The sequence below is a fragment of the Fibrobacter sp. genome, assembly GCF_017545445.1.
Classification (GTDB): Bacteria; Fibrobacterota; Fibrobacteria; order Fibrobacterales; family Fibrobacteraceae; genus Fibrobacter.
In genome coordinates, this window is sequence record NZ_JAFWOM010000007.1 from 34598 (window position 1) to 55127 (window position 20530).

16 protein-coding genes and 1 tRNA gene are annotated in these 20530 nt (G+C 48.0%); 6 read left to right on the plus strand and 11 right to left on the minus strand.

The genetic code is table 11. The features are described from left to right. Nucleotides 1–117 precede the first annotated feature (117 nt). Nucleotides 118–1047, minus strand: a complete 930-nt coding sequence (locus IKG78_RS00590) for a cation diffusion facilitator family transporter (protein ID WP_290938065.1) — start codon at nucleotides 1045–1047, stop codon at nucleotides 118–120. Between the two features lie 93 nt (nucleotides 1048–1140). Between IKG78_RS00590 and IKG78_RS00595 the strand changes: the two genes are divergently transcribed. Beyond that, complete coding sequence (locus tag IKG78_RS00595; protein WP_290938067.1) at nucleotides 1141–2439, plus strand: efflux RND transporter periplasmic adaptor subunit; 1299 nt, start codon at nucleotides 1141–1143, stop codon at nucleotides 2437–2439. A gap of 188 nt (nucleotides 2440–2627) precedes the next feature. On the opposite strand, the gene IKG78_RS00600 is transcribed toward IKG78_RS00595, so the two are convergent. After that, the gene (locus tag IKG78_RS00600) at nucleotides 2628–3482 is read right to left on the minus strand and encodes an A24 family peptidase (protein ID WP_290938069.1); all 855 of its coding nucleotides are present in this window, start codon (nucleotides 3480–3482) and stop codon (nucleotides 2628–2630) included. A gap of 71 nt (nucleotides 3483–3553) precedes the next feature. Between IKG78_RS00600 and IKG78_RS00605 the strand changes: the two genes are divergently transcribed. The 3 genes from IKG78_RS00605 to IKG78_RS00615 all read left to right on the plus strand — a co-directional run bounded on the left by IKG78_RS00605 (nucleotide 3554) and on the right by IKG78_RS00615 (nucleotide 4858). Then, nucleotides 3554–4015 carry a hypothetical protein gene (locus IKG78_RS00605; protein WP_290938071.1) on the plus strand — a complete coding sequence of 154 codons (462 nt, stop codon included), beginning with the start codon at nucleotides 3554–3556 and terminating at the stop codon, nucleotides 4013–4015. A 171-nt stretch (nucleotides 4016–4186) separates the two neighbouring features. Then, nucleotides 4187–4690, plus strand: a complete 504-nt coding sequence (locus IKG78_RS00610; RefSeq protein WP_290938074.1) for a hypothetical protein — start codon at nucleotides 4187–4189, stop codon at nucleotides 4688–4690. A 94-nt stretch (nucleotides 4691–4784) separates the two neighbouring features. Then, nucleotides 4785–4858: transfer RNA gene (locus tag IKG78_RS00615), tRNA-Val, on the plus strand. Nucleotides 4859–4996: 138 nt separating this feature from the next. Here IKG78_RS00615 and IKG78_RS00620 read toward each other — a convergent pair. Further along, nucleotides 4997–6460, minus strand: a complete 1464-nt coding sequence (locus IKG78_RS00620; RefSeq protein WP_290938076.1) for an SLC13 family permease — start codon at nucleotides 6458–6460, stop codon at nucleotides 4997–4999. A gap of 67 nt (nucleotides 6461–6527) precedes the next feature. Then, nucleotides 6528–12515 (minus strand): T9SS type A sorting domain-containing protein, encoded by a 5988-nt coding sequence (locus IKG78_RS00625; protein WP_290938078.1) that lies wholly within the window; start codon nucleotides 12513–12515, stop codon nucleotides 6528–6530. Between the two features lie 189 nt (nucleotides 12516–12704). On the opposite strand from IKG78_RS00625, the gene IKG78_RS00630 reads away from it, so the two are divergent. Then, complete coding sequence (locus IKG78_RS00630) at nucleotides 12705–13538, plus strand: hypothetical protein (protein WP_290938080.1); 834 nt, start codon at nucleotides 12705–12707, stop codon at nucleotides 13536–13538. 222 nt (nucleotides 13539–13760) lie between these two features. Here IKG78_RS00630 and IKG78_RS00635 read toward each other — a convergent pair whose 3' ends face one another. From IKG78_RS00635 to fabG, 4 genes are all read right to left on the minus strand, one after another. Beyond that, nucleotides 13761–15590, minus strand: coding sequence for an extracellular solute-binding protein (locus IKG78_RS00635; RefSeq protein ID WP_290938081.1), 1830 nt, complete (start codon nucleotides 15588–15590; stop codon nucleotides 13761–13763). A 131-nt stretch (nucleotides 15591–15721) separates the two neighbouring features. Beyond that, on the minus strand, nucleotides 15722–16534 hold the full coding sequence (rnc, locus tag IKG78_RS00640; RefSeq protein WP_290938083.1) for a ribonuclease III: 813 nt from the start codon (nucleotides 16532–16534) through the stop codon (nucleotides 15722–15724). Between the two features lie 259 nt (nucleotides 16535–16793). Then, nucleotides 16794–17033: an acyl carrier protein gene (gene acpP, locus IKG78_RS00645; RefSeq protein ID WP_290938085.1), complete on the minus strand. Its 240-nt coding sequence runs from the start codon at nucleotides 17031–17033 to the stop codon at nucleotides 16794–16796. 47 nt (nucleotides 17034–17080) lie between these two features. Further along, the gene (gene fabG / locus IKG78_RS00650; protein WP_290938086.1) at nucleotides 17081–17809 is read right to left on the minus strand and encodes a 3-oxoacyl-[acyl-carrier-protein] reductase; all 729 of its coding nucleotides are present in this window, start codon (nucleotides 17807–17809) and stop codon (nucleotides 17081–17083) included. A gap of 229 nt (nucleotides 17810–18038) precedes the next feature. Between fabG and IKG78_RS00655 the strand changes: the two genes are divergently transcribed. Beyond that, nucleotides 18039–18530: a hypothetical protein gene (locus IKG78_RS00655; protein ID WP_290938088.1), complete on the plus strand. Its 492-nt coding sequence runs from the start codon at nucleotides 18039–18041 to the stop codon at nucleotides 18528–18530. Between the two features lie 262 nt (nucleotides 18531–18792). On the opposite strand, the gene plsX is transcribed toward IKG78_RS00655, so the two are convergent. The 3 genes from plsX to IKG78_RS00670 are packed head-to-tail and all read right to left on the minus strand — an operon-like array spanning nucleotide 18793 to nucleotide 20508. Next, nucleotides 18793–19776: a phosphate acyltransferase PlsX gene (gene plsX / locus IKG78_RS00660; protein ID WP_290938090.1), complete on the minus strand. Its 984-nt coding sequence runs from the start codon at nucleotides 19774–19776 to the stop codon at nucleotides 18793–18795. Nucleotides 19777–19790: 14 nt separating this feature from the next. Further along, nucleotides 19791–19979: a 50S ribosomal protein L32 gene (gene rpmF / locus IKG78_RS00665; protein WP_014546669.1), complete on the minus strand. Its 189-nt coding sequence runs from the start codon at nucleotides 19977–19979 to the stop codon at nucleotides 19791–19793. Next, nucleotides 19966–20508 carry a DUF177 domain-containing protein gene (locus IKG78_RS00670; protein WP_290938092.1) on the minus strand — a complete coding sequence of 181 codons (543 nt, stop codon included), beginning with the start codon at nucleotides 20506–20508 and terminating at the stop codon, nucleotides 19966–19968. The genes rpmF and IKG78_RS00670 overlap by 14 nt, the downstream gene beginning before the upstream one ends. Between the last annotated feature and the right edge of the window lie 22 nt (nucleotides 20509–20530).

The window sequence follows — 20530 nt, forward strand, 5'->3', positions numbered from 1 at the left end:
ATCCATTAAAATAATCAAAAATAATCAACTATCATTTTTATAAAGAAACAATTACAAAAGTGCTCGTTTCCGCCTACGGTCACCAACAGCCACTTCTTACCGACTACTGTCTACTTCCTACTTCTCAATCGTCTTAATTTCGTCTTGGGCGGCTCGTTTAGCGTTGTACGGATCTATGTGTACGAGGGCATCGACGACATTTTCGCCGGAATCAATGAGTCGCTGCTCGACTTCTTCGGCAACATCATGAGCATCCTTCAAAGTCATCTGGTCATCGACGACAATGTGAACATCCACATGCAAATCGCTACCGACGTAACGCGAGCGGAGTCCATGCAAACTAATAACTTTCGGATGCGAAAGAGCCAGTTTGCGCAGCTTCCCGAGAACATCGGGGTTGGCACCGCGATCGACTAGCTGATGAAGCCCGGGAGCCGCAATTTCAAACGCGGAATGCATAATAAAGAACGCGACAACCAACGCACCCACGGAGTCCGCAAACCACAGCTGCGGGAGCAAAATGGCAAACACGACTGCCACAAGCACGGGGATAGAACTAAACGCATCGCTGCGGTGATGCCAAGCGTTCGCTTCGAGCACCTGACTGCGGATTTTCCGCCCAGCACTGCGCGTATAGCGAAAAAGAACCTCTTTCACGATAATGGATGCAAGAGCCATCACTGCAACGGACGATTCCGGGTGGGAAGCCTCGCCTGCCAAAAGTGCAAGCACCGCCTTATACCCGATACCAATGCCCACAGCGGCAACCGCAAGACCAATGCCAATCGTAATGAGCGTTTCGAAACGCCTATGCCCATAAGGGTGTTCCGCATCCGGCGGAGAGTTCCAAAAGTGGCTGCCGACAATCACCGCGACATCAGTCACAAAATCAGACGCACTGTGAATAGCGTCTGCAACAAGCGCTTGGGAATTCCCCACAACCCCCACGACAAACTTGGCAACAGAGAGAGCTGCGTTCCAGCCGAGCCCCACCCAAGTTACCTTACGAACTTCTGCACTATCGTCTTTTTTGCGTACGCGAGTCATGACTGTTAAGCTAGAAAATTTGCAACCGAACAAGCCCCAAAATCATCAAAATTGCTGTAATAAAAAATCAATGTTTCTATTTTTCTAATGCTTATGAAAACATTTTTGAAATTCATCTTCGTCATCGCCATTTTGGCAGCAATCGCCTTCGGCGTCAAGTCGTACTTCTTTAACGATACCGCCGCGAACCAAGTTGGCGAACTCATCAGCACCAAGGTTGTCACGGACACCATCAAGACTACAATTTCTGCGACAGGTACGCTGGAACCGGTTGACCAAGTAGAAGTCGGTACGCAGGTTTCCGGCGACATCGCAAAAATTAACGCTGACTTCAATTCCAAAGTCAAGAAGGGGCAAGTCATTGCCGAACTGGACAAGTCCAAGTTGCAATCGACGTTGAAGCAGGCAACGATTTCGTACAAGAGTGCCGAAAACGATTTAAATTACAAACAAAGCACCTACAACCGCATCAAGAAGCTCGCCGAAAGCAAGAGTGCAAGTGCTGTCGAACTGGAACAAGCGGAATACAATTTGAACGCAGCCAAGTTATCTGTAGAACAACGTAAAAACGAAGTTGCACAAGCGAAATTGAATTTGAGTTACGCGACCATCAAAAGCCCCATTGACGGAGTCGTTTTGAAGCGTGCCGTTGACGTAGGCCAGACGGTTGCGGCCTCCATGAGCACTCCGACGTTGTTCATCATTGCAAAGGACTTGGTACAAATGAAGGTCATGGCATCCGTTGACGAAGCGGATATCGGTCAAGTCAAGGCTGGGCAGCGAGTTTCATTTACAGTCGATGCGTTCCAGAATGACACGTTCCACGGCACCGTGCAAGAGGTTCGCCTGAACCCGACAACGACAAGCAATGTGGTGACATACACGGTTGTCATTACTGCTGAAAATCCCGATCAAAAGCTTTTGCCCGGCATGACTGCCACTTGCACAATCGTGACGCAAGAGATTACGGATGCCGTTACGATTCCCGTCAAGGCACTCAAGTTCACGCCTGCCGAAGGCACTCCTATGATGGACCCGAAAGATATGCCGCGTCCGCAACGCCCCAAGACTGCCGAAGCTGGCGACAACTTCCCTCCCCCACCACCGGGCATGGGACCGGGAGGCCCCGGCGGAGCATCGACCGGAGCAAAGAAGAAGCATAAAAAGCCGAAGCTCGAAGGCAACCTCGTTTGGATAAACATCAACGGCAAGGCCGCTCCGCGTCCGGTCAAGATTGGATTGAGCGATGGCGTGAATGTGCAGATTTTGCGAGGTCTTAACGTCGGCGACTCCGTCATCACCAGTCAAGAAGTCATTTCGACAAAATCCAACATCAAATCTGAAGCCAAAAGCCCGTTCATGCCGCAAAGACCGGGAAAAAAAAGAAAGTAGTTAGTAAACAGTGGTTGGTGGTTAGGGGGACGCGAGGAGTTCCGTATCTGCAATTAGAGCCGTGTAAGCAGATCCCGGCCCTTCGACATGGTTCGACAGGCTCACCAACCGAACTCAGGGACCTTAAGCCGGGATGACAGTAAAAAGAGCCGTATCTGCGAGGGTGCATCCTCGCTTATTGCAAGCTGTTACTGCTCAAGAACGTGAGTTAGATACAACACCATCAAGAGATCGCCCCAAAGGTACATGAAGGGGGCTGCCACAGCAAGGAACGGTCCAAAAGGAATTTGCCCCCCCTCTTCTTCATTACTGTCCTTTGCTGCCTTACGGTTCTTGATCATCCCATACGGGACCATCACCAAAAGTCCAAGCACAGCAGCGACAATCAACGTTTCGACGGCACCGGTTACGCCCATCAAAGCCCCGTACCCCGCCAAAAGCTTGACATCGCCAAAACCCATCGCTTCTTTTTTAAGCACTTTAGTTGCAATCCAGCCGACGAGATAAAGCCCATCGCCCGCAGCAACAGCGCCAATCAAACTTTGGAACGGTGTGATGCCCCCCGGAATCAGCGAAATCAAAAGCCCTGCGACAATTCCTCCGACCGAAATAGAATCAGGAATGAGCTTGTACTGGCAATCGACAGCACACACGGGGTACGCCCCGAGCAAAAGCCAGAACAGAGCCGCCGCGTTCGCCCAAGTCTGGGGAGAAAGCACAGGCCGCGTAAAATCAGTCCCGAAGCCAACTGCAGCATAAAGAGCCAAGGCCCCCAGCAAACCGCAAAGAGCCTCACCGATGGGATAAATCACGCTGATAGGCTGTTTGCAGCATGCGCTTTTTCCGCGAAGCCAAAGCCAGCCGACAATCGGCAAATTATAGCGGATGGGGATTCTCTTTTTGCAAAGAGGGCAATGCGACGGCGGATTAATCAGCGAAATTCCGCGCGGCATACGATAGACAATCACGTTATAGAAGCTCCCAACACAGGCTCCAACGCAAAAAAATACGATTAACCAGTACCAAAGTGGAATTTCTTCCATAAAAACCTCGTCTTTTTACGAATATAATTATAATTTAGTTAAACATTTATCAAACACAGGGAGATCCCTCAATGAATATTGAAATTGCCGCAATTTGTGATGCCGCCACCGCCAACGATATCGGTGGACGCATGAACATTCTTGGTGCCTTTGACCGCATTTTTGCAAAATTTCCGCTTGTGATTCCGCAGTGTTCTGCGGCATTCCGCTTGCGCTACCAGCGTTCCGAAGCGGGTTCTCATCAGCTGAACTTGTCCATCGAAGATGTCGTAGGGCATCCGATCGTACCGCCGATGCAGTCCGAAATCCAGCTGCAAGAAGTGGCACAGGGCTTTGACACGGCTGCCGTAAACATGATTCTGAACATGCAACGCTTGCAGTTCGCTCGCCCGGACAAGTACATCGTGCGTTTGTTTGCCGACAACGAAGAACTTGCTGCACTTCCGCTGTACGTCCTCGAAGACCCGCGTTTCGCACAGCAGAAGCCGCAGGAACCGACGACCGATGACGGAACCGTTGACGGAAGAGCATAGGCGGCTTCGCCGCAGTAGGCAGTAAAAAGTAAACAGTCGGAAGTGAATAGGCTGTCCAAAACTGATTGACGCCGGGGTTTTCCCGGCGTTTTTTCTATTTTATACCTTAATTAGATTCCTTCGCATTCGCTCGGAATGACGTTTTTAAACAATCAATTTTATCTTAATAACATGCATTTTAGTTCTTTTAAAATTTTCGTTCCATTCATCGTTGCAAGCTTTACCGCTTGTAGCGGCATTAACGACAGCTGGGAAGTCAAGGGCGGAGGTTTTCTGAAGTACAGCATCAATGACGGCGAAGAAATCACGCAAGAGCTGGACCGGGACGACGTAGAAATTCCTTATATCCGAAATACACACCATTACCTGCAAATAAAAATTCCCGCAAACCGCAGCGAACGCAGGGACCGGCTGCAAATTATGGTGCATAACCCCAAACTCAGCAAAAACAACATCGTTCCAAGCCAAACATGGATTCAAATTGAAGACACGCCCAAAGCACTGATTAAAGGCGAAAACAACTACGTAGATATCGACCAAAAAGACGACACCAAGTGGACTGCAACCATCAACATACACTTCGAAGACTGTAGGCAAGGGAAATGCGACGACAGCCTCTCGCCGGTTCTTTTCAAGGGCCGCATGCACTACTGGATTGCCGAAGACGACCGATAAACGAGAAAATGTTGGCAAAAAATTTTTTTTAACTTTTATCGCCAATCACCCTTGACAAGAGCACAATCATTTTCTAATATTGGGCTACCTTAATGGTCGATTAGCTCAGTTGGTTAGAGCGCTACCTTGACATGGTAGAGGTCACAGATTCGAGTTCTGTATCGACCACTGAAAAATCCTCGCAGAAATGCGAGGATTTTTTTTACACTTTCCTCAAACAACAACAGCAAATCCTTATAAAAAAGAAAACCCCAGCACAATTGGCTGGGGCGATAAAAGGCAAATGAAAAATATGGATGTTATTGATTATCCGAAGAAGTGAACCTTCGCAAGGACAACCATCATAAGCCAAGAGAGCACGAGACCACCGAGACCCATCACGACACCGGTAATGGCCATGCCGCGCGTATCGGTGTAACCTGTAGCATGAGCAAGTGCGTTAGGCGGAGTCGAAATCGGGAGGCTCATGCCAAGAGAGCTTGCAAATGCAACAGACACCAAGAGAGCGGTCACGCCACCGAGGCTGGTCAAGTTGTCCTGGCAAGCGATGCCCACAGCGCAGAGAATCGGCACAAGGAGCGTAGCCGTAGAGGTGTGGCTCATGAAGTTCGCCATGAAGAGGCAGATGATGCCGCAGCCGACCATCAGCGCAATCGGAGACCAGCTTGCAAACGGAATCGTCTTGATGAGGTGAGCTGCAAGACCTGTAGCGTTGAGGCCCACGCCAAGAGCAAAACCACCAGCCACAAGCCAGAGCACATCCCAGCTCATCGCGTTCAAGTCTTTCTTGGTAATCACGCCCGTCAAAGCGAACACAGCCATCGGGATCATTGCAATCGCATTATCGTTGATTCCATGAACACCCTTACCGGTCACCCACAAAACAACGCACACCACAAAAGTAATATAAACGATGATGGCCTTGGGGCTTGTATCAAACTTGCCAGCACCTTCGATATTCAAGGACATTTCCTTCATCTTGATCGGGTAAATCTTGAGGAGGAGGAGCCAAGCAATCACCATCAAAACAATCACGTACGGAATACCGAAAGCCATCCACTGACCGAAGCTCACCTGGTTGGCAACGAGGTCGCCACGGGCAATAGCATCGTTCAAGGCACCGAGGGCGATAGCGTTAGGAGGCGTACCGATAGGAGTACCCATACCGCCGATATTTGCGCCAAGCGGAATGGCAAGGGCAAAAGCTGCTTTACCGCGGTCGCTTTCGTCAAAGAGCTTGAGCACCGGAGCGAGGATGGCAAGCATCATGGCTGCGGTCGCGGTGTTGCTCATGAACATCGAGAACACGGCCGTGATGAGCATGAGGCCGAGAAGCACGAACTTCGGATTCTTGCCGAAGGGCTTCAGGAGCACACGGGCAAGGTTCAAGTCCATCTTGTACTTCGTGGCAGCAGCAGCAAGGAAGAAGCCGCCCAAGAAGAGCATGATGATCGGGTTTGCGAAAGTCGCCATAATGGACTTATGGCTGATCATCTTCACGCCGTCAACATGGAACGGAGTGAGGGCGGAATCCGACATGGTAATGATCATGAGCACGATGACGAGCATCGAGGTAGACCAAATCGGAAACGGTTGGAGAATCCAGAAGAGGGCCGCCATCACGAAAACGCCAATAACGCGAATTTCGAGCGGATTGAGGATTCCCATGGGGCTTGCGGCATCGAATCCGAGGGATTCGTAGGGCAAGAAGAGAGCAGCGATGGCGAGCACCGTTGCAACGATGAACTTGATGAATTGTGCTTTTGTCATAACGAGCGCAAATTTAGTAATTATTGCGCTGTTCGGCTAGACCCCATATGGGGGCCAGTGCGAGATATCACCGGACCATGATGCGGGCGGAAGCGGATTGGCTTCCAACCTGCATGCGCACGAAATAGACCCCGCACTTTGGCTTTTTCATCGAAACGACATTCGAACCCTCGTTTGCGATAGACTTGCCTGTAGCAAAGACGCGACCGTCAATACCCACGATGCTCACCTTGACATTAGAACCCGCGAGATTCGCTGCGGCATCAAAGCCTACGTTCAAGACATTCTGCATCTGGTTCACGTGGAAATTCTTCAGCAAGTTTTTCGCAATGCTAACAGGGACCGTATTTTTCGTCACTCGCACAGAAACATTCTTCGCTTTTAGCGAAAGCTGTACGTCCAGCGGACGATCATTTACGACTTCAACAGTTTCATCGTTCATGGTCGCATAAACACGCATGCCCTTTGCCCACACGCTTTCGAGCCCGACAAAACTCAAGTGCCCCTTGCGGGAACTCGTCGCACTCGCTTCGAGATTCCATTCAATGTCATCACTAATTTCTTTGACGCTCTTTTCAAGACGTTTTCCATTCTCGACAATGGAAAGGTTCACGCGATCGCCCATACCAGCCGGCGGTTCACTAAATGATTTTGCTGTTTTGCCAACGACAAGTTCATTCCAGGAATCACGTTTGCCGTTATCGTCTTCCAATACTACGCGGAGGTTCCAGTCCTCAGAATCGGCGCTCTTTGAAAGCACCTCACGTTCACCTTCAAGGATTATCGCAGCCTTCAAAGGAATGCGAAGTTCCTTAGACTCGTCAACATGAACCCAAATCGCTTCGTATGGTCCAAGCGTATCCACAGGAACACATTCTCCAGCTTTCGGATCCCACTTCCTGAACTCCACATCATTTTCTTGCGGAAGCTTGATGTACCAACCAAACGGGTTAGCGACAAGATTCCAGCCAGAAAAATTGTTGTTCAGAGTCCATACAATTTCATCATTCATGTTCGGTGTCTGTAAATCGAGGGAGAGCGTTTGTTTATTCGCAAAGCCATACCAATAACCACGCGTCGAATCAAAATTCTGTGTTACTTTAAACCTGCGGTACTGCCAATAATCACCCACCGGATTCGTTTCGTCCCACCAGAACACAGAAGTAACCGCACCACTTTGCTCTTGACTTGCAATACGGCAAGCCTGTTCCATTTGTTCTCGAAGATATTCATCTTCTGCGCCGCTCTCACGATATTCATCTTTCATTTGTTCACATTGTTTTACGGCCCAATTATCATGACCACTATAAAGGAGTGTTTCTATATCGTTTACGCATTTATCGCCTTTTTGATGGCAGAAGGCATACAAAGAATACGTCTGCCAAAAACTAGAATCTACATCTACATGCATTTCCTTTTCGGCCACGAATGGCTGGACATAGCTGGCAGAATCATAGCCATCCGTGAGCGTAAATGTTACGGAGTATTCACCGACAGGCGCCGGGTCCAATCGCCATGTGCCGTTTTTAACACTTTCAACATCTCTGCCACGCACCACAGTATCAAGATAGATGCCCGCATCGGATGTCACAACAATATGGTAGTTAACGTCAATGGGTGAATCGGTTTGGTTGTTGGTAAACGTCATGCGAAGGGCGTTTCCTTCTTGCGTGACAACCGGTCCTACAAGATCCCTCACGTATGTATTGCCAGAGCTGGATTGCGGAGCAAAACTGTCACTGGATCCAAACACGTCGTACCAGGATGACGAAGATGCAATCGAGCTGTTGGATAGATCCTCGATCGGGGTCGAGGATGACGAATAGTCCGGGGTCGAGATGGACGAAGAAGATTCAACAAAACTGCTACTGGATTCTTCGCTGGAGCTCAGAATGACACTGGAAGAAGATGCGGTATCATACGAACTCGAAGAATTGTCATCCTGGAAGCTCGAAGAGCTGATAGGATCCATGGAGCTGCTGGACGGATTTTCGATCGGGGTCGAGGATGACGATGCAGCGGAACTTTGGACGACGCTGGACGAAGATGCAGCGGAGCTACTAGAAGCCGGACAATCCTTCGATAGCGCATGGACTTCCAAATCGCCTTTGACCTCGCTAAAATCAGTGTCCCAGCCATTAAAGCATAGGTCACCTAACGGTTCAGGCGTGGCCGGCGCCCTTGCCGACAATCCTTCCTGAACGTTTTGCGTTTTTATCACAGTCGTGCCATCCAGACCATAGAAATTGACCGTAAATACGCACTTTTTCGTGTTCGGTTTGACTTCCAAATTGCCTTTGACCGCGCTAAAATCTGTGTCCCAACCAATAAAGCACAAGTCATCCTTCGGCGACGGGTCTGTCGGAGGAACAGCAGCTTCCCCATAAAGGACTACCTGTTCCGAGCCATCAATGACAAATCCTCTAAGGTCATAGAACTTCACTGTATATTCGCAAGGCTTAGATTTGGCTTTGACTTTCAAACCTTTAGTCACACTACTGAGGTCTTCATCCCAGTGACTAAAGCACTTGCCATCTGCGGTAGGTTCAGGATCTTTCGGCGCTATTGCAGCCTTGCCTTTATCTACAATCTGCGGATTATCCAAGGATTTTCCATTCGCCGTCGTGGCTCCGACAATCAGCTGTCCATCCAGACCATAGAAAAACACCTGATAACAATCCTTAGAATTAGCACTGACATTCATGTTTCGCGTCACTTTGGTATAGTCATCCGTATTTTTGCTCCACCCATCAAAGCAACGACCATTTCCCATGCTATTGAATACCGGTTCAGGATCTTTAGGAGCAACAGCCGATTTACCGTATTCCACTATCTGAGGATACGGCAATAGAGTTCCATTTTCGGTCACAGGATTTTCTATAGGTTTGCCATTCAAATCATTGAATACTACAGGATACGTGCAAATAACAAATTGTTCAGTAACTTCCAAATTTCCCTTCACATGAGTATATTCTTTATCCCAGCCATCAAAACAAACGCCGTCATCCGATTCCAGAAGCAATTCGGATTTACTCGGAGGGATTGCGTCCTTGTCATACTCAACATTTTGTGTTTGTGAGATTCGTTTTCCATTCGCATTTGTATAGAAAAATGTTACTTCATATACACATGTTTTAGACTCCGGCTCGATAGTCCAATCGCCAGTCACATAGGAAAGATCATACTTATTTTTCCACTTCGTAAAGCACATTCCATTATACTCAGGAACTTCATCAGCAGCCGGAGCGGTCACAGATTCACCAGCAGTCACATTTGGCACGGTTTTCAAAGTTTTTCCATCAAGTCCCTTGAAGGTAACCGTGTAAACAGGGCAATCGCCATAAACAGCGTTTACGGTTATAGCTTTTGTCACAAACGAATAATCATCATCCGATTGCCATTCCTTAAAAGTACAACCCTTAGAATCTACTGCAGGAACATCAGGAACCGGAGACGGCCAACCTTTTTCTACAGTATATTCTTGAACAACTTCACTTCCGTTTTTGAATGTGACAACAAATGTTTCCGGCTTATCATACGAACTTTTGCGTAACGTCGGCAAAGCATCAGCATTCGTTTGTTCCCAAACATAATCTTCGGGGTTTGTCCATCTTTTATTCAGCTTATCGTTAAAAGCACTTGATGCCATATTAGTAGAAAGGTCACAACCATTATCCGCAGCAGTCAAATTTTTTGCGGTACAATTACGGACATTCACCTCAGCGGTACTATTACTATAAACCGGATCAAAAGTACTATACTCTTTACCATCACCATCCGCAATAGCAGCCACATCCTCCAAATCTTCGCTGTAATGGTAATTCGACAAGAACTCAGAAGATTTGCCCTTGTTTCCACTAAGAGTTCCAAACAAATAACCTATATAAGTATAGGTTTTCGGCTCCGTGGTTAAGCCACTTGGAAAACCAGATGTAATATTACCCTTTGAATAAGTGTCGCGCACAAAGATTGGGTAAGAGCTAATTTTCGCACGACCCACAAGCCCGCCCACGTAATAAGATTTTCGGAGATTCGCTGTAGCGCTAGTGCCAGCAGTTTTAGAAACATTACCCACAATCGCCGTTTTTTCCATCTTCGAAATAGAGTTACAATTGCCACATACTCCGCCCAAATAAGCATCAGACGCATAAGATGTAATTCCAGACGTGGCATAAGTTATAAGTTTATTACCACTTGGGGCATTTGTCTGCACAAGAATATCATTGAACGAAATACGAGAATTATCAGAGCCATCCAAGGGGAAACGACCAACAATCCCGCCGACATACGAATTAAAGCCATCATCTGTTATATCAAAGTAGCCCTTAAAAATCAACCCTTTCCAATTTGATATAACGCCCGAGGTTTTAAATATATTCGCAGCACCAATAATACCACCAACATGAATGGATTGTTTGGCCGTAGTCATTGATTTATCTATAGTATTTTTTGCTGTATAAACAATATTAATTTCCGCAGTATCCAACATAACAGCGTCATTTTCTACTGCAAGCAAAGCTTCACCAACAAGTCCACCAAGGGTAGATGACGCATAGATTTTCGAGTTCGATGTGCCTCCCCCGAGTCTCATATAGCCTGTTGCTTTTGAATATTTGAGAGACAAACCTAAATCGTCATTACTTCCAAAATTGTCCGTGGTACTGCAACCAGCAAAACCAACAATACCACCCCAGTAATTCTTATACGTTCCATTAACGCCCTGCATAATATCAAACTTCACATTTGCCCTTGAATGTGAAATTTTAAGGGAGCCACCAAGACAAAGGTCACTTTTTCCAACAACACCACCCCAATAAACCCCAATCGGTTTACTACTGGCAACTTTAGTGGCAGAAGCTTTCATATTAGTCACTTGAACATCATCGATATACAATCTCGTATTTCCATTGCTATTCCCCGCCACTCTTTTTGTTTCGCCAAAAACACCACCAAGAGAAGTCGCTCCTGTAAATACTCCCGAAACATCCCCTGTAGGTCCTTTAACTGTGGTAGGAACCGTAATTTTGATATTTTGATTTAGATACGGCTTACTTTCATATTCATCGGCATAAACGTATAAACCTGCAACACCACCTATAGCAGATGAATCAACCATTGCCGAATTTTCTAAGTAAAGATTAAGCGCAATGTTTTCAAAAGTGGAAAATTTCGAACTACCGGCAAGACCACCTAGAACGGTCTTGTAAGTTCCCATCTTGCTATTATCATTATTCTTAGTGAGTACGATATCATTTGTAACTATGATTGCACCGTCTGTAGTCGTTTTGATATCCTTAAAAGTCGATTTTTCGACATAGCCGGCCAAGCCCCCTGCAAACGGAGCACTCACATTGACATACCCCAAAGAGATATTTTCCACTTGGCTATTTTCGATATATCCAGCAAGTCCACCTACAGGATGGTAATCTTTTTCATCGGCCGAAACACTGGTACCACCGGACGTTTTTCGGAGAATTATAAAATCAACGCTATCGAGCTTGATATTTTTGACGACTCCATCTGAAATGCTGTTAAACAAGCCCATCGGAGAGGTCCACTCCCCCGCATTCGAAACTCCGCAAATATGCGAAATTTGTTTACCACTTCCATCAAAGACTTTGCCAAAGAAATCTGTTCCGAAATAATTTGACGAGCACTTATACTCATTCGCATCTGTATCCAAAATCAAACGCCCGTCAAAATCAATATCCGAAGCAAGCTTGACCGTCGTTGACTGGTATTTACTGGCATCGGCATTATCGTGCTTCCAATATACACGAAGAAGGTCTTGTATCAAAAATGATACGGTCCCCGTCGATGAACTGTTATCGATTTCTTCCGACGCTACGCAAGTACCGCTTTCCAACGTATTCGGAATAAAAGCCAAAGTATTCTTTGTACACCATTCCGTAGTCTGGGCCAAATAAAGGGTTTTACTAGTCGCATTGTAGTAAAGATTTACATATTCAATGATATGAAATTCCAGCCCTTGCGACCAAACGGCCACCGGGAGCAACATGCTTAAAACAACAAGCAAACGGCTTAAATATTTCATAGATAACCCCTTTTTCACCGACACATCACCTCAAGAATAAAGATACTTTTTATAATATTTTTTGCAAGCTCATTGCAACTAAAAAATAATATTTATGACTGCAAACGACGATAAACAGAATCTTTACAAAATGTCATTTGCAATGCTCCTTCTCTATTGCTAAATTAAGGGAAGATATTCATAGGAGTTATGATGATTAAAAAGGTTCTTCTTCTCGCGGCAGCGCTTGCCACATCCAGTTTCGCAACATGGGATTATTTCAGTCTCTTGCAAAATAACCAAGGTTCTGTCAAAGCAGGGCTTTATTACGACATGGACGACGATTGGTCCCAAATGGGCCTTAAGGTCGGCGCCCGAATGAACCTCGCTCCGCAACTTGAACTTTCTTTACAGGGTTTTGGTTACCAGCTTTGGGGCGAAGAAGATTGCAAGGATTGCGAAGAAGGTGGAAGCGGACTTCGCGATTTGACTATCGGTGCACGATTCGCACTGGACCCGGAACTGTACTTTTTCCTCGACTTCAACCTCCCCATCGGAAAGGACAAGAAAACGGGCCTCGGAAGAACGCCGCCTAGCAAAAAAGAATTGTTCCTCTACTTTGGTGCCCAGCACACTCAAGCCATCGAATCCATAAAAGGGGCCGCATACGGTGCCGAAGCAGGCGTTTTCTGGGGATTCGAACATCACGGCTTGGAAAGAGGCTTGGAAATCCGTTTAGGCGGCGAATTTGACTACACCCTCCCCACCGCCCCGGTCACGCTTTTGCTCGGTGGCCAGATTTGGTTCCGCCTTTTCGAATCTGAATACAAAGACAAAGACTTGCACGACGACTGGTCCCAGCAATACAAGATTTGGATTGGTGCAGACTTTGCAGTGAACAACCAAATATCCATCAAAGGTAAAGTCATTGCCCGTAGTCAGGACTTGAAGACCAAAAATTTTACTGACGAGAGAGCCGGTCAAAGAATAGAAATGGAAGGCGATGCGACAGGCTTTACCGTAGATGTGGAATTTAAATTCTAGTTATTGGTCATTGGTCATTGGTTATTGGTCATTAGTCAATGGTCAGTAGTTATTAGCGTTATGCAAGAATCCCGGCTGTGGAGCCGGGATTTTTTAGTGGAAATTGTTTATGAGATGCGAGCAACTTAATGGATACTGCGAGTATTAATTTGTTCTGCGAACCTTAATTGGAACTGCACGCGAAGCACTCTTTCGTCCGCAAGGCTCTGCCCGTTCTTTCGTCTATCTAATATCGAACGGCGGGATGGGCAGGCTTTCGCCGGATTTCATCGCCTTGTCGAGGGCAGTGGACTTGACCGGATCGACCCACCAATAGACGGGGATGGCATCTTCGCGGTTGAACTGGTCCAGAATCTTTTCAGGAGTGCCGTAGCGATTCCAGTAAAGGATGCGATGATGGTCGCATTGCCACATCAGCACGTACGGAACGATTTCGGCGAGGCGGTTGTCGAGAGCTTTCAAGATTTCGTTACGCTTGGCGAGGTCGAATTCCGTTTTTTGCAAGTTGATAAGGCTATCGACGACTTTGTCCTGAACGCCAGCAAGGTTGTTCGTACCCTTTTGCATTGCGGTTGTAGAAATCCAGCTCGCTTCGGGATCACGAAGGCGGCCTGCGCCCCAGTTCACCCAGTAAAGATCGAAATCCGCATCGTCCAAGCGCTTGCGGAGCGTGCTCTGGCTCATCTGTTCAATGGTCGCCACGACGCCAACCTTCTTGAGGTCTTCCTGGAAAAGCGTGAGGTGGCGCAAGTCTTCTTGACTTGTAATGAAGTTTATCGCAAACGGCTTGCCGTCTTTTTCGAGAACGCCTTGTGCATTTACCTTGTAGCCCGCTTCGGCAAAGAGGGCACGGGCCTTTTCGGGATTGTAGCTATAGACAGGTGCCGTCGGGTTCTGGTTGTTCGCCCAAAGGTCCGGATAATAGCTGTTCAAGAGGAAGTACTGGCCGTACATGTACTTCTCGTTCATCGCTTCGCGGTTCAAGAGGTACGAGAGAGCCTTACGGACACGGACATCTTGGAACTGCGGCTTGCGGAGGTTAATGGCCATGCCCTGGAAGCCAATCGGTTCCTTGTTGTAGATGCGCTGTTTGACGGCCCAACCTTTTTTCACAGCATCAAAATCGGTCTGTTTCATCCAGATGCTGCTCGTGTAAATCGCGTAGGCATTGAAGTCCTGCTTCTTGAACGCTTCGAGAGCCTTCGTCTGGTCGTTCATGAAACGGTAGCGGATTTTCTGGAAGTTGTACTTGCCGTGGTTCCAGTTCTTTTTGAAGCCCCACCAGTCGGCACGGCGTTGGAGTTCGACAAAGCGGTCTTCGCGGAAGGTCTTGATGATGTACGGGCCGGAGACGACCGAGAATTCGTAACGGATCTTGTTGAAGTCCTTCCCTGCCCACACGTGTTTCGGGAACGCGAGCATGCCGGCAGCTTCCCAGAAGTTGCCCCAATGCGGTTCTTTGGCGGTCATGCGGACAGTCAAGCTATCGACGATTTCGGGACGTTCAAAGCGGCTGAGCCCCACCTTGAAAATCGGCGTAAGGTTTTTCTCGTCCATGATGACATCGTAATAGAACTGAACATCTTCGGCGGTGATCGGCTTACCGTCGCTCCATTTGGCACGCGAATCGACATGGAACGTGAACGTCTTGCCGTCTTCGGAGACTTCCCACTTGTCCGCAAGGATGCCGACTTCACGGTCTTCGGTAGTGTGCAAGCTCACGAGCGGTTCGAACATCATGTTCATGAGCTCGGCGGAGAAGCTGTTATAGTCTTCCCACATGTTAAAGGACTTGGGCATCGCGGAGCCCCAAAGCGTGATGGAGCCGCAGGCACGAGCCTGTTTGGATGCAATCGGGTCAAACTCGCCTGTCGCGGTAGAATCGAGCGGAATGATGGGGCAATCGGCTTCGGAAACGGCGGTGCCTTTTTTCGATGTTTTCGTAGATTGGCCGGATTTGGAGTCGCCGGATTCATTGCAGGCGGAAAGAGCAAAAGCAAGAGCCGCTGCCATCGGCAGGGCAAGTAAAGAGCGGAGGGAAAAAGATTTCATGAAGGATAAGATAATAAAAAGGAGATGCCCGCTCGGAGGCGGGCATGACAACATAGGCTCTAGCCGGGGTGACAACGCAGGCTCTACATACGAACCACTTCCTACTGCCTACTGCCTACCGTCTACTAAAACTACGGCAAACCGACGTGATGTGCGGGTTGTTTGACTTTAGGTGCGGCGGCTTTTTTAGCGTCGGCTTCGGCGACTTCGGCCTTGAGCAATTCAAGGGTTGTCCGCGAAGCTTCTTGTTCCGCTTTCTTTTTGTTCGGGCCGAGACCGCGAGTATAAGCCTTGCCGTTTACGACCACTTCGATCGTAAACAGTTTCTGGTGCTCCGGGCCTGATTCGCCAACAACCACGTATTCCGGGGAACAACGCAACTTGCCTTGGCAGAACTCCAAAAGCTCACTCTTGTAATTCACGAAATCAGTGGCATTGATAATTTCTTGCACACGCGGGAAATGAAATTTATTCAAAATCGCACGAACTTCGTCGAGTCCGCCATCGAGATAGACAGCCCCAAGTACCGCTTCGTATGCATCCGCAAGAATGCTTTCCTTGCCGCGACCGCCCATCTTCGCTTCGGACTTTCCAATCTTCACGTACTCGTCGAGCGACCATTCCTTGGACGACTGCGCACACGCATGCCCCGAAACAATCGCGCTCTTGCGTTTAGAGAGTTCACCTTCGGAATCGTTCGGGAACGTCTTGTACAAAAACTCGGTCGTCAGCATGTTGAGAACGGAATCGCCGAGGAACTCCAAACGTTCGTTATTGCTCACGTAGGGCACGTCCTTGCCTACGATAAACGAACGATGGACGAGAGCGTGAGCCAGCAGTTCAGGATCGCGGAACCTATACCCAAGCTTAGCCTCAAGCCCGTCACCGGACTTCTGGCGAAACCAGAGTTTTAGGATTTTGTGAAGCAAGTTTTTTTCTTCCAACAGAGTCTCCTTATGTGGTTAAAATGCAAACATAAATTAAAAAATCTAGTTCCTAGTTACCAGTTCTGAGTTACTAGATAATCTGATTTTGGTCTGTGGTCACTAGTCAACAATCATTAATTTTTGCGAATCTTGCATCCAATTCACTAATCACTAACCACTGTTTACTAACCACTATTAACTAAAAAGAATCCCCGGCGATACCGGGGACCCAAAGCTCGTTCTTTGCCCAACTGTTGCGGGCTAAAGCAAAACTGGATTACTTCTTGTGTGCTTCGAGGAAAGCAACAACGTCAGCAACCTTCTGGAACTTTTCAGCATCGGAATCGAGGATTTCGACATCGAATTCGTCTTCGAGAGCCATCACGAGTTCAACACGGTCCAGAGAGTCGGCACCGAGGTCATTACCGAATTCAGATTCGGGCTTGACATCTTCAGCCTTGACTTCCAACTTAGCAACGATCACGTCAGTGACCTTCTTGAAAATTTCTTCGTTCATTTTTTTCTCCATGGGAAAAAGTTTTGTCCAAATTTAATAAAATGTTGTTAAGCGTTCAAGCCCCCGTCAACGCCAATTACCTGTCCAGTAATGTATTTAGCGTCGTCGGATGCCAAAAATGCGACTGCCTTCGCGACATCTTCCGGCTGACCAAGACGGCCAAGCGGAATCTGAGCAGCATACTTGGTGCGGGTTTCTTCGCTCATGGCGGCGGTCATGTCCGTATCGATGAATCCCGGAGCGACGGCGTTCACTGTGATGCCGCGAGAACCGAATTCCATGGAGTTGGACTTAGTCATGCCGATAACGCCAGCCTTTGCAGCAGCGTAGTTGGCCTGACCGGCCTGAGTTCTGATACCGTTCAAGCTTGCGATGTTCACGATGCTACCTTTGCGGGCGCCCATCATCGTCCTGAGGACGGCACTGGTGCAAAGGAACGTCGAGCGGAGGTCCGTTGCGATAACGTTGTCAAAATCTTCGTCCTTCATGCGAAGTACGAGGCCGTCACGGGTGATGCCGGCATTGTTCACAAGGCAATCTACCCCACCCAGTGCGTCGATAGCTTGTTTGAAAGCGTCCTTCACAGATTCAGAGTTGCTCACGTCGCAGGCGAACGTGAACGTCTTGACGCCGAATTCCTTGGCGATAGCTTCGGCCTGTTCCGGGCAGCCACCACGAGAAATAAGAACAACATCAGAGCCGCGAGAAGCAAGTTCTCTTGCAATGGCAAGACCGATACCACGAGAAGCGCCAGTCACAATAGACTTCGTAGGCATTATAAATTAACCTCCTGTATGACATTAAGTGTCATGGATGAATACAAATGATTTAAACTTCAAACAGCCGTCACACCACCAGTGCCAGACGGTCCGTCCAAAGCAAGTTTCTTTCGTTATCAAGATAATAAATTAGTAGGAAGTAGGAAGTTAGAAGTAGACAGTGGTTAGGGGTTAGGGTATTCAATTTTCAAGAAAATATTTTTTTCTAAAATTTGTACGAGACTTTTTGAGGTTACTGATTTTGTTTTATTTGAGACAATTGCTACTAATCATTTTCCTTTTACTAGGGAATACATTTGCTGCAAATTTTGATGAACGTAAAATTGACCTACTTACAGATTCAACAACAATATATGAAAGACTGATTGCTGAAGAAAAAAACGAAATATCTCCAGTGGGAGGAAGCCTAGCACTAGGTTTTGGAGGCGGATTGACCTTTATAGGAGGTATAGCTTTCTATAATGCAATAACTTTTAAGAGCAAAGAAGGATTTAACGGAGCCGCAATCATCGCTCCTTTAGCAGTCATTGGTATTCCATTGATGATTTACGGTATTTACGATATCTTTGCATCAAAAGCACACACTCGCAAACTAGAACAACTAGAACAACAATACGATCGCTATAAAAAGCGAAAGCACACCGCACAAATTTTCATAGCTCCATTAATAGGAGTTCTCTACCCACAAGCGGGTATCGGAATGCACGTAAGTTTTTAAGCACCCTAAATCCCCCATACCTTCACTGGATCCTGCTCCTTCGAACCTAATTCAACTAAGGCTCTAAAGAGCCAAGTTTCATATATCGGGCTTACGCCATCAGGATGACGCGTCTTTCGTCTCTCGTCTGTAGGCGCGCAGCGCCGTTCTCTCGTCTCTAGTCTGTAGGACCACAGGTCCGTTCTTTCGTCTAAAAAGAAAACGGACCTAGCGTTCACTAGATCCGTCTTAAATGCAACTAAAGTCTTAATGCAGACAAAAGCTATGCTTTAGGAGCTTCCTCGGACTTGATTGCAGCGAGGCGTGCGTTGACCTTGTTTGCAACGTCGGCTTCGGCATACTTGGCGGCAGCTTCGACAGCCTTCTCGATAGCGAGAGCGTCGGAACGGCCATGAGCGATAATACCAATGCCATTGAGGCCGAGCAGCAAAGCGCCGCCCGTGGCACGGTAATCCCACATTTCAGCAAAACGCTTGCCAGCCGGAGTATCGATTGTGCCAAACATTTCCTGGTGCATTTCGAAGAAACCTTCCAGGAGTTTGAGAACAACGTTACCCGTATAGCCAGAACTTGCAACAACATCAGCCTTGCCAGCGATAAGGTCGCGGCCTTCGATGTTACCAATGAAGTTCACCGGGGCGGACTTGAGGAGCTGATAAGTTTCCTGCAAAACCGCCGGACCCTTGTGTTCTTCTTCGCCCATGTTCAAGAGGCCGACCTTCGGATTTTCGATTCCGAGGAAAGCTTCGGCGAATGCAGAACCTGCAATTGCAAAGTCAACGAGAGTAGAAGCGCGTTCATCAACGTTAGCACCGCCATCGACCAACACAATGCGGCGATCCTTTGTCGGAAGAGCAACCCCGATAGGCGGACGAGAGAACTCGTCACACGTCTTACCGAGAATCATGAGGCAGCTAGCCATCATAGCGCCAGAGTTACCGGCACTGACGGAAGCGTCTACAAGACCTTTCTTCTGCAAGGCAACGCAAGTCACCAAGCCAGAATGTTGCTTCTTCTTGACCACCATGACAGGATGTTCATCCATAGCCACGAGGTCCGGAGCATCAACTACGGAAATCTGATTGCCGGTGTAACCAAGCTTCTCGAGAGAAGCCTTGACCTCGGCCTCCGGTCCGCAGAGAACCACATGAATATTGGGGTTTTTCTTGACTGCGCTAACGGCGCCTTCAATGCAAACACTCGGGGCGTAATCGCCACCCATGGCATCCAGTGCAACTTTGATCACGGATTCCTCCTAGATTAAGCTTCGGCACCCTTCATGTCAACAACTTCCACACCGTTGTAGAAGCCGCAAACCGGGCACACGCGATGCGGACGCTTCACGGAACCGCAATGATCGCAGGTAGCCATAGCCGGCACTTCCATCTTCCAGTGGGTGCGGCGCTTGTCACGACGGGCGGTCGAGGTTTTTCTTTTAGGTACTGCCATTTTTAACTCCTGTTTCCATTTTGCTCTTAAGAGCTTTGAGTTTTTCCCAGCGAGGGTCGAGCGGCTTTTCAGCATCGGCACCGTCGCCAGCTTGGTTGTTTGTTACAAAGATAAAATCTTCGTCAGGATTTTTCACGGGCGCAATGGGTTCCTGTAGGGTCACCAGCTGTCGGACGCACTCGGAAACATCTACGAAGTTCTGTGTCTGCGGAATCGTATAGGCGAAAACGTCATCGTCGTCGTCATGGAGTTCCTGTGCAGCGCATGCTCCGCGTTCCACCTCGACAACAATCTCGGTTTCGAACGGACGGTCAAAAAGATCCAGGCTGCGGACACAGGTGAGTGTTTGCACTCCAGAGAGGGTACCGGTCACAAGGCACTTGCCGTTGCCTTCGGGGCTAACCAGCACCTCGGCTACCAGATCGCCCTTGAGGTGCAGTTCGTCGAAGATTTCGGGAGCGTCGGCATGGGACCAGACCACTCGTTGGTCTTCGGATTCAGTAAGTTTTTGTGCGATATCGATTCTCAAAGTGGCACAAATGTAGTAAAAT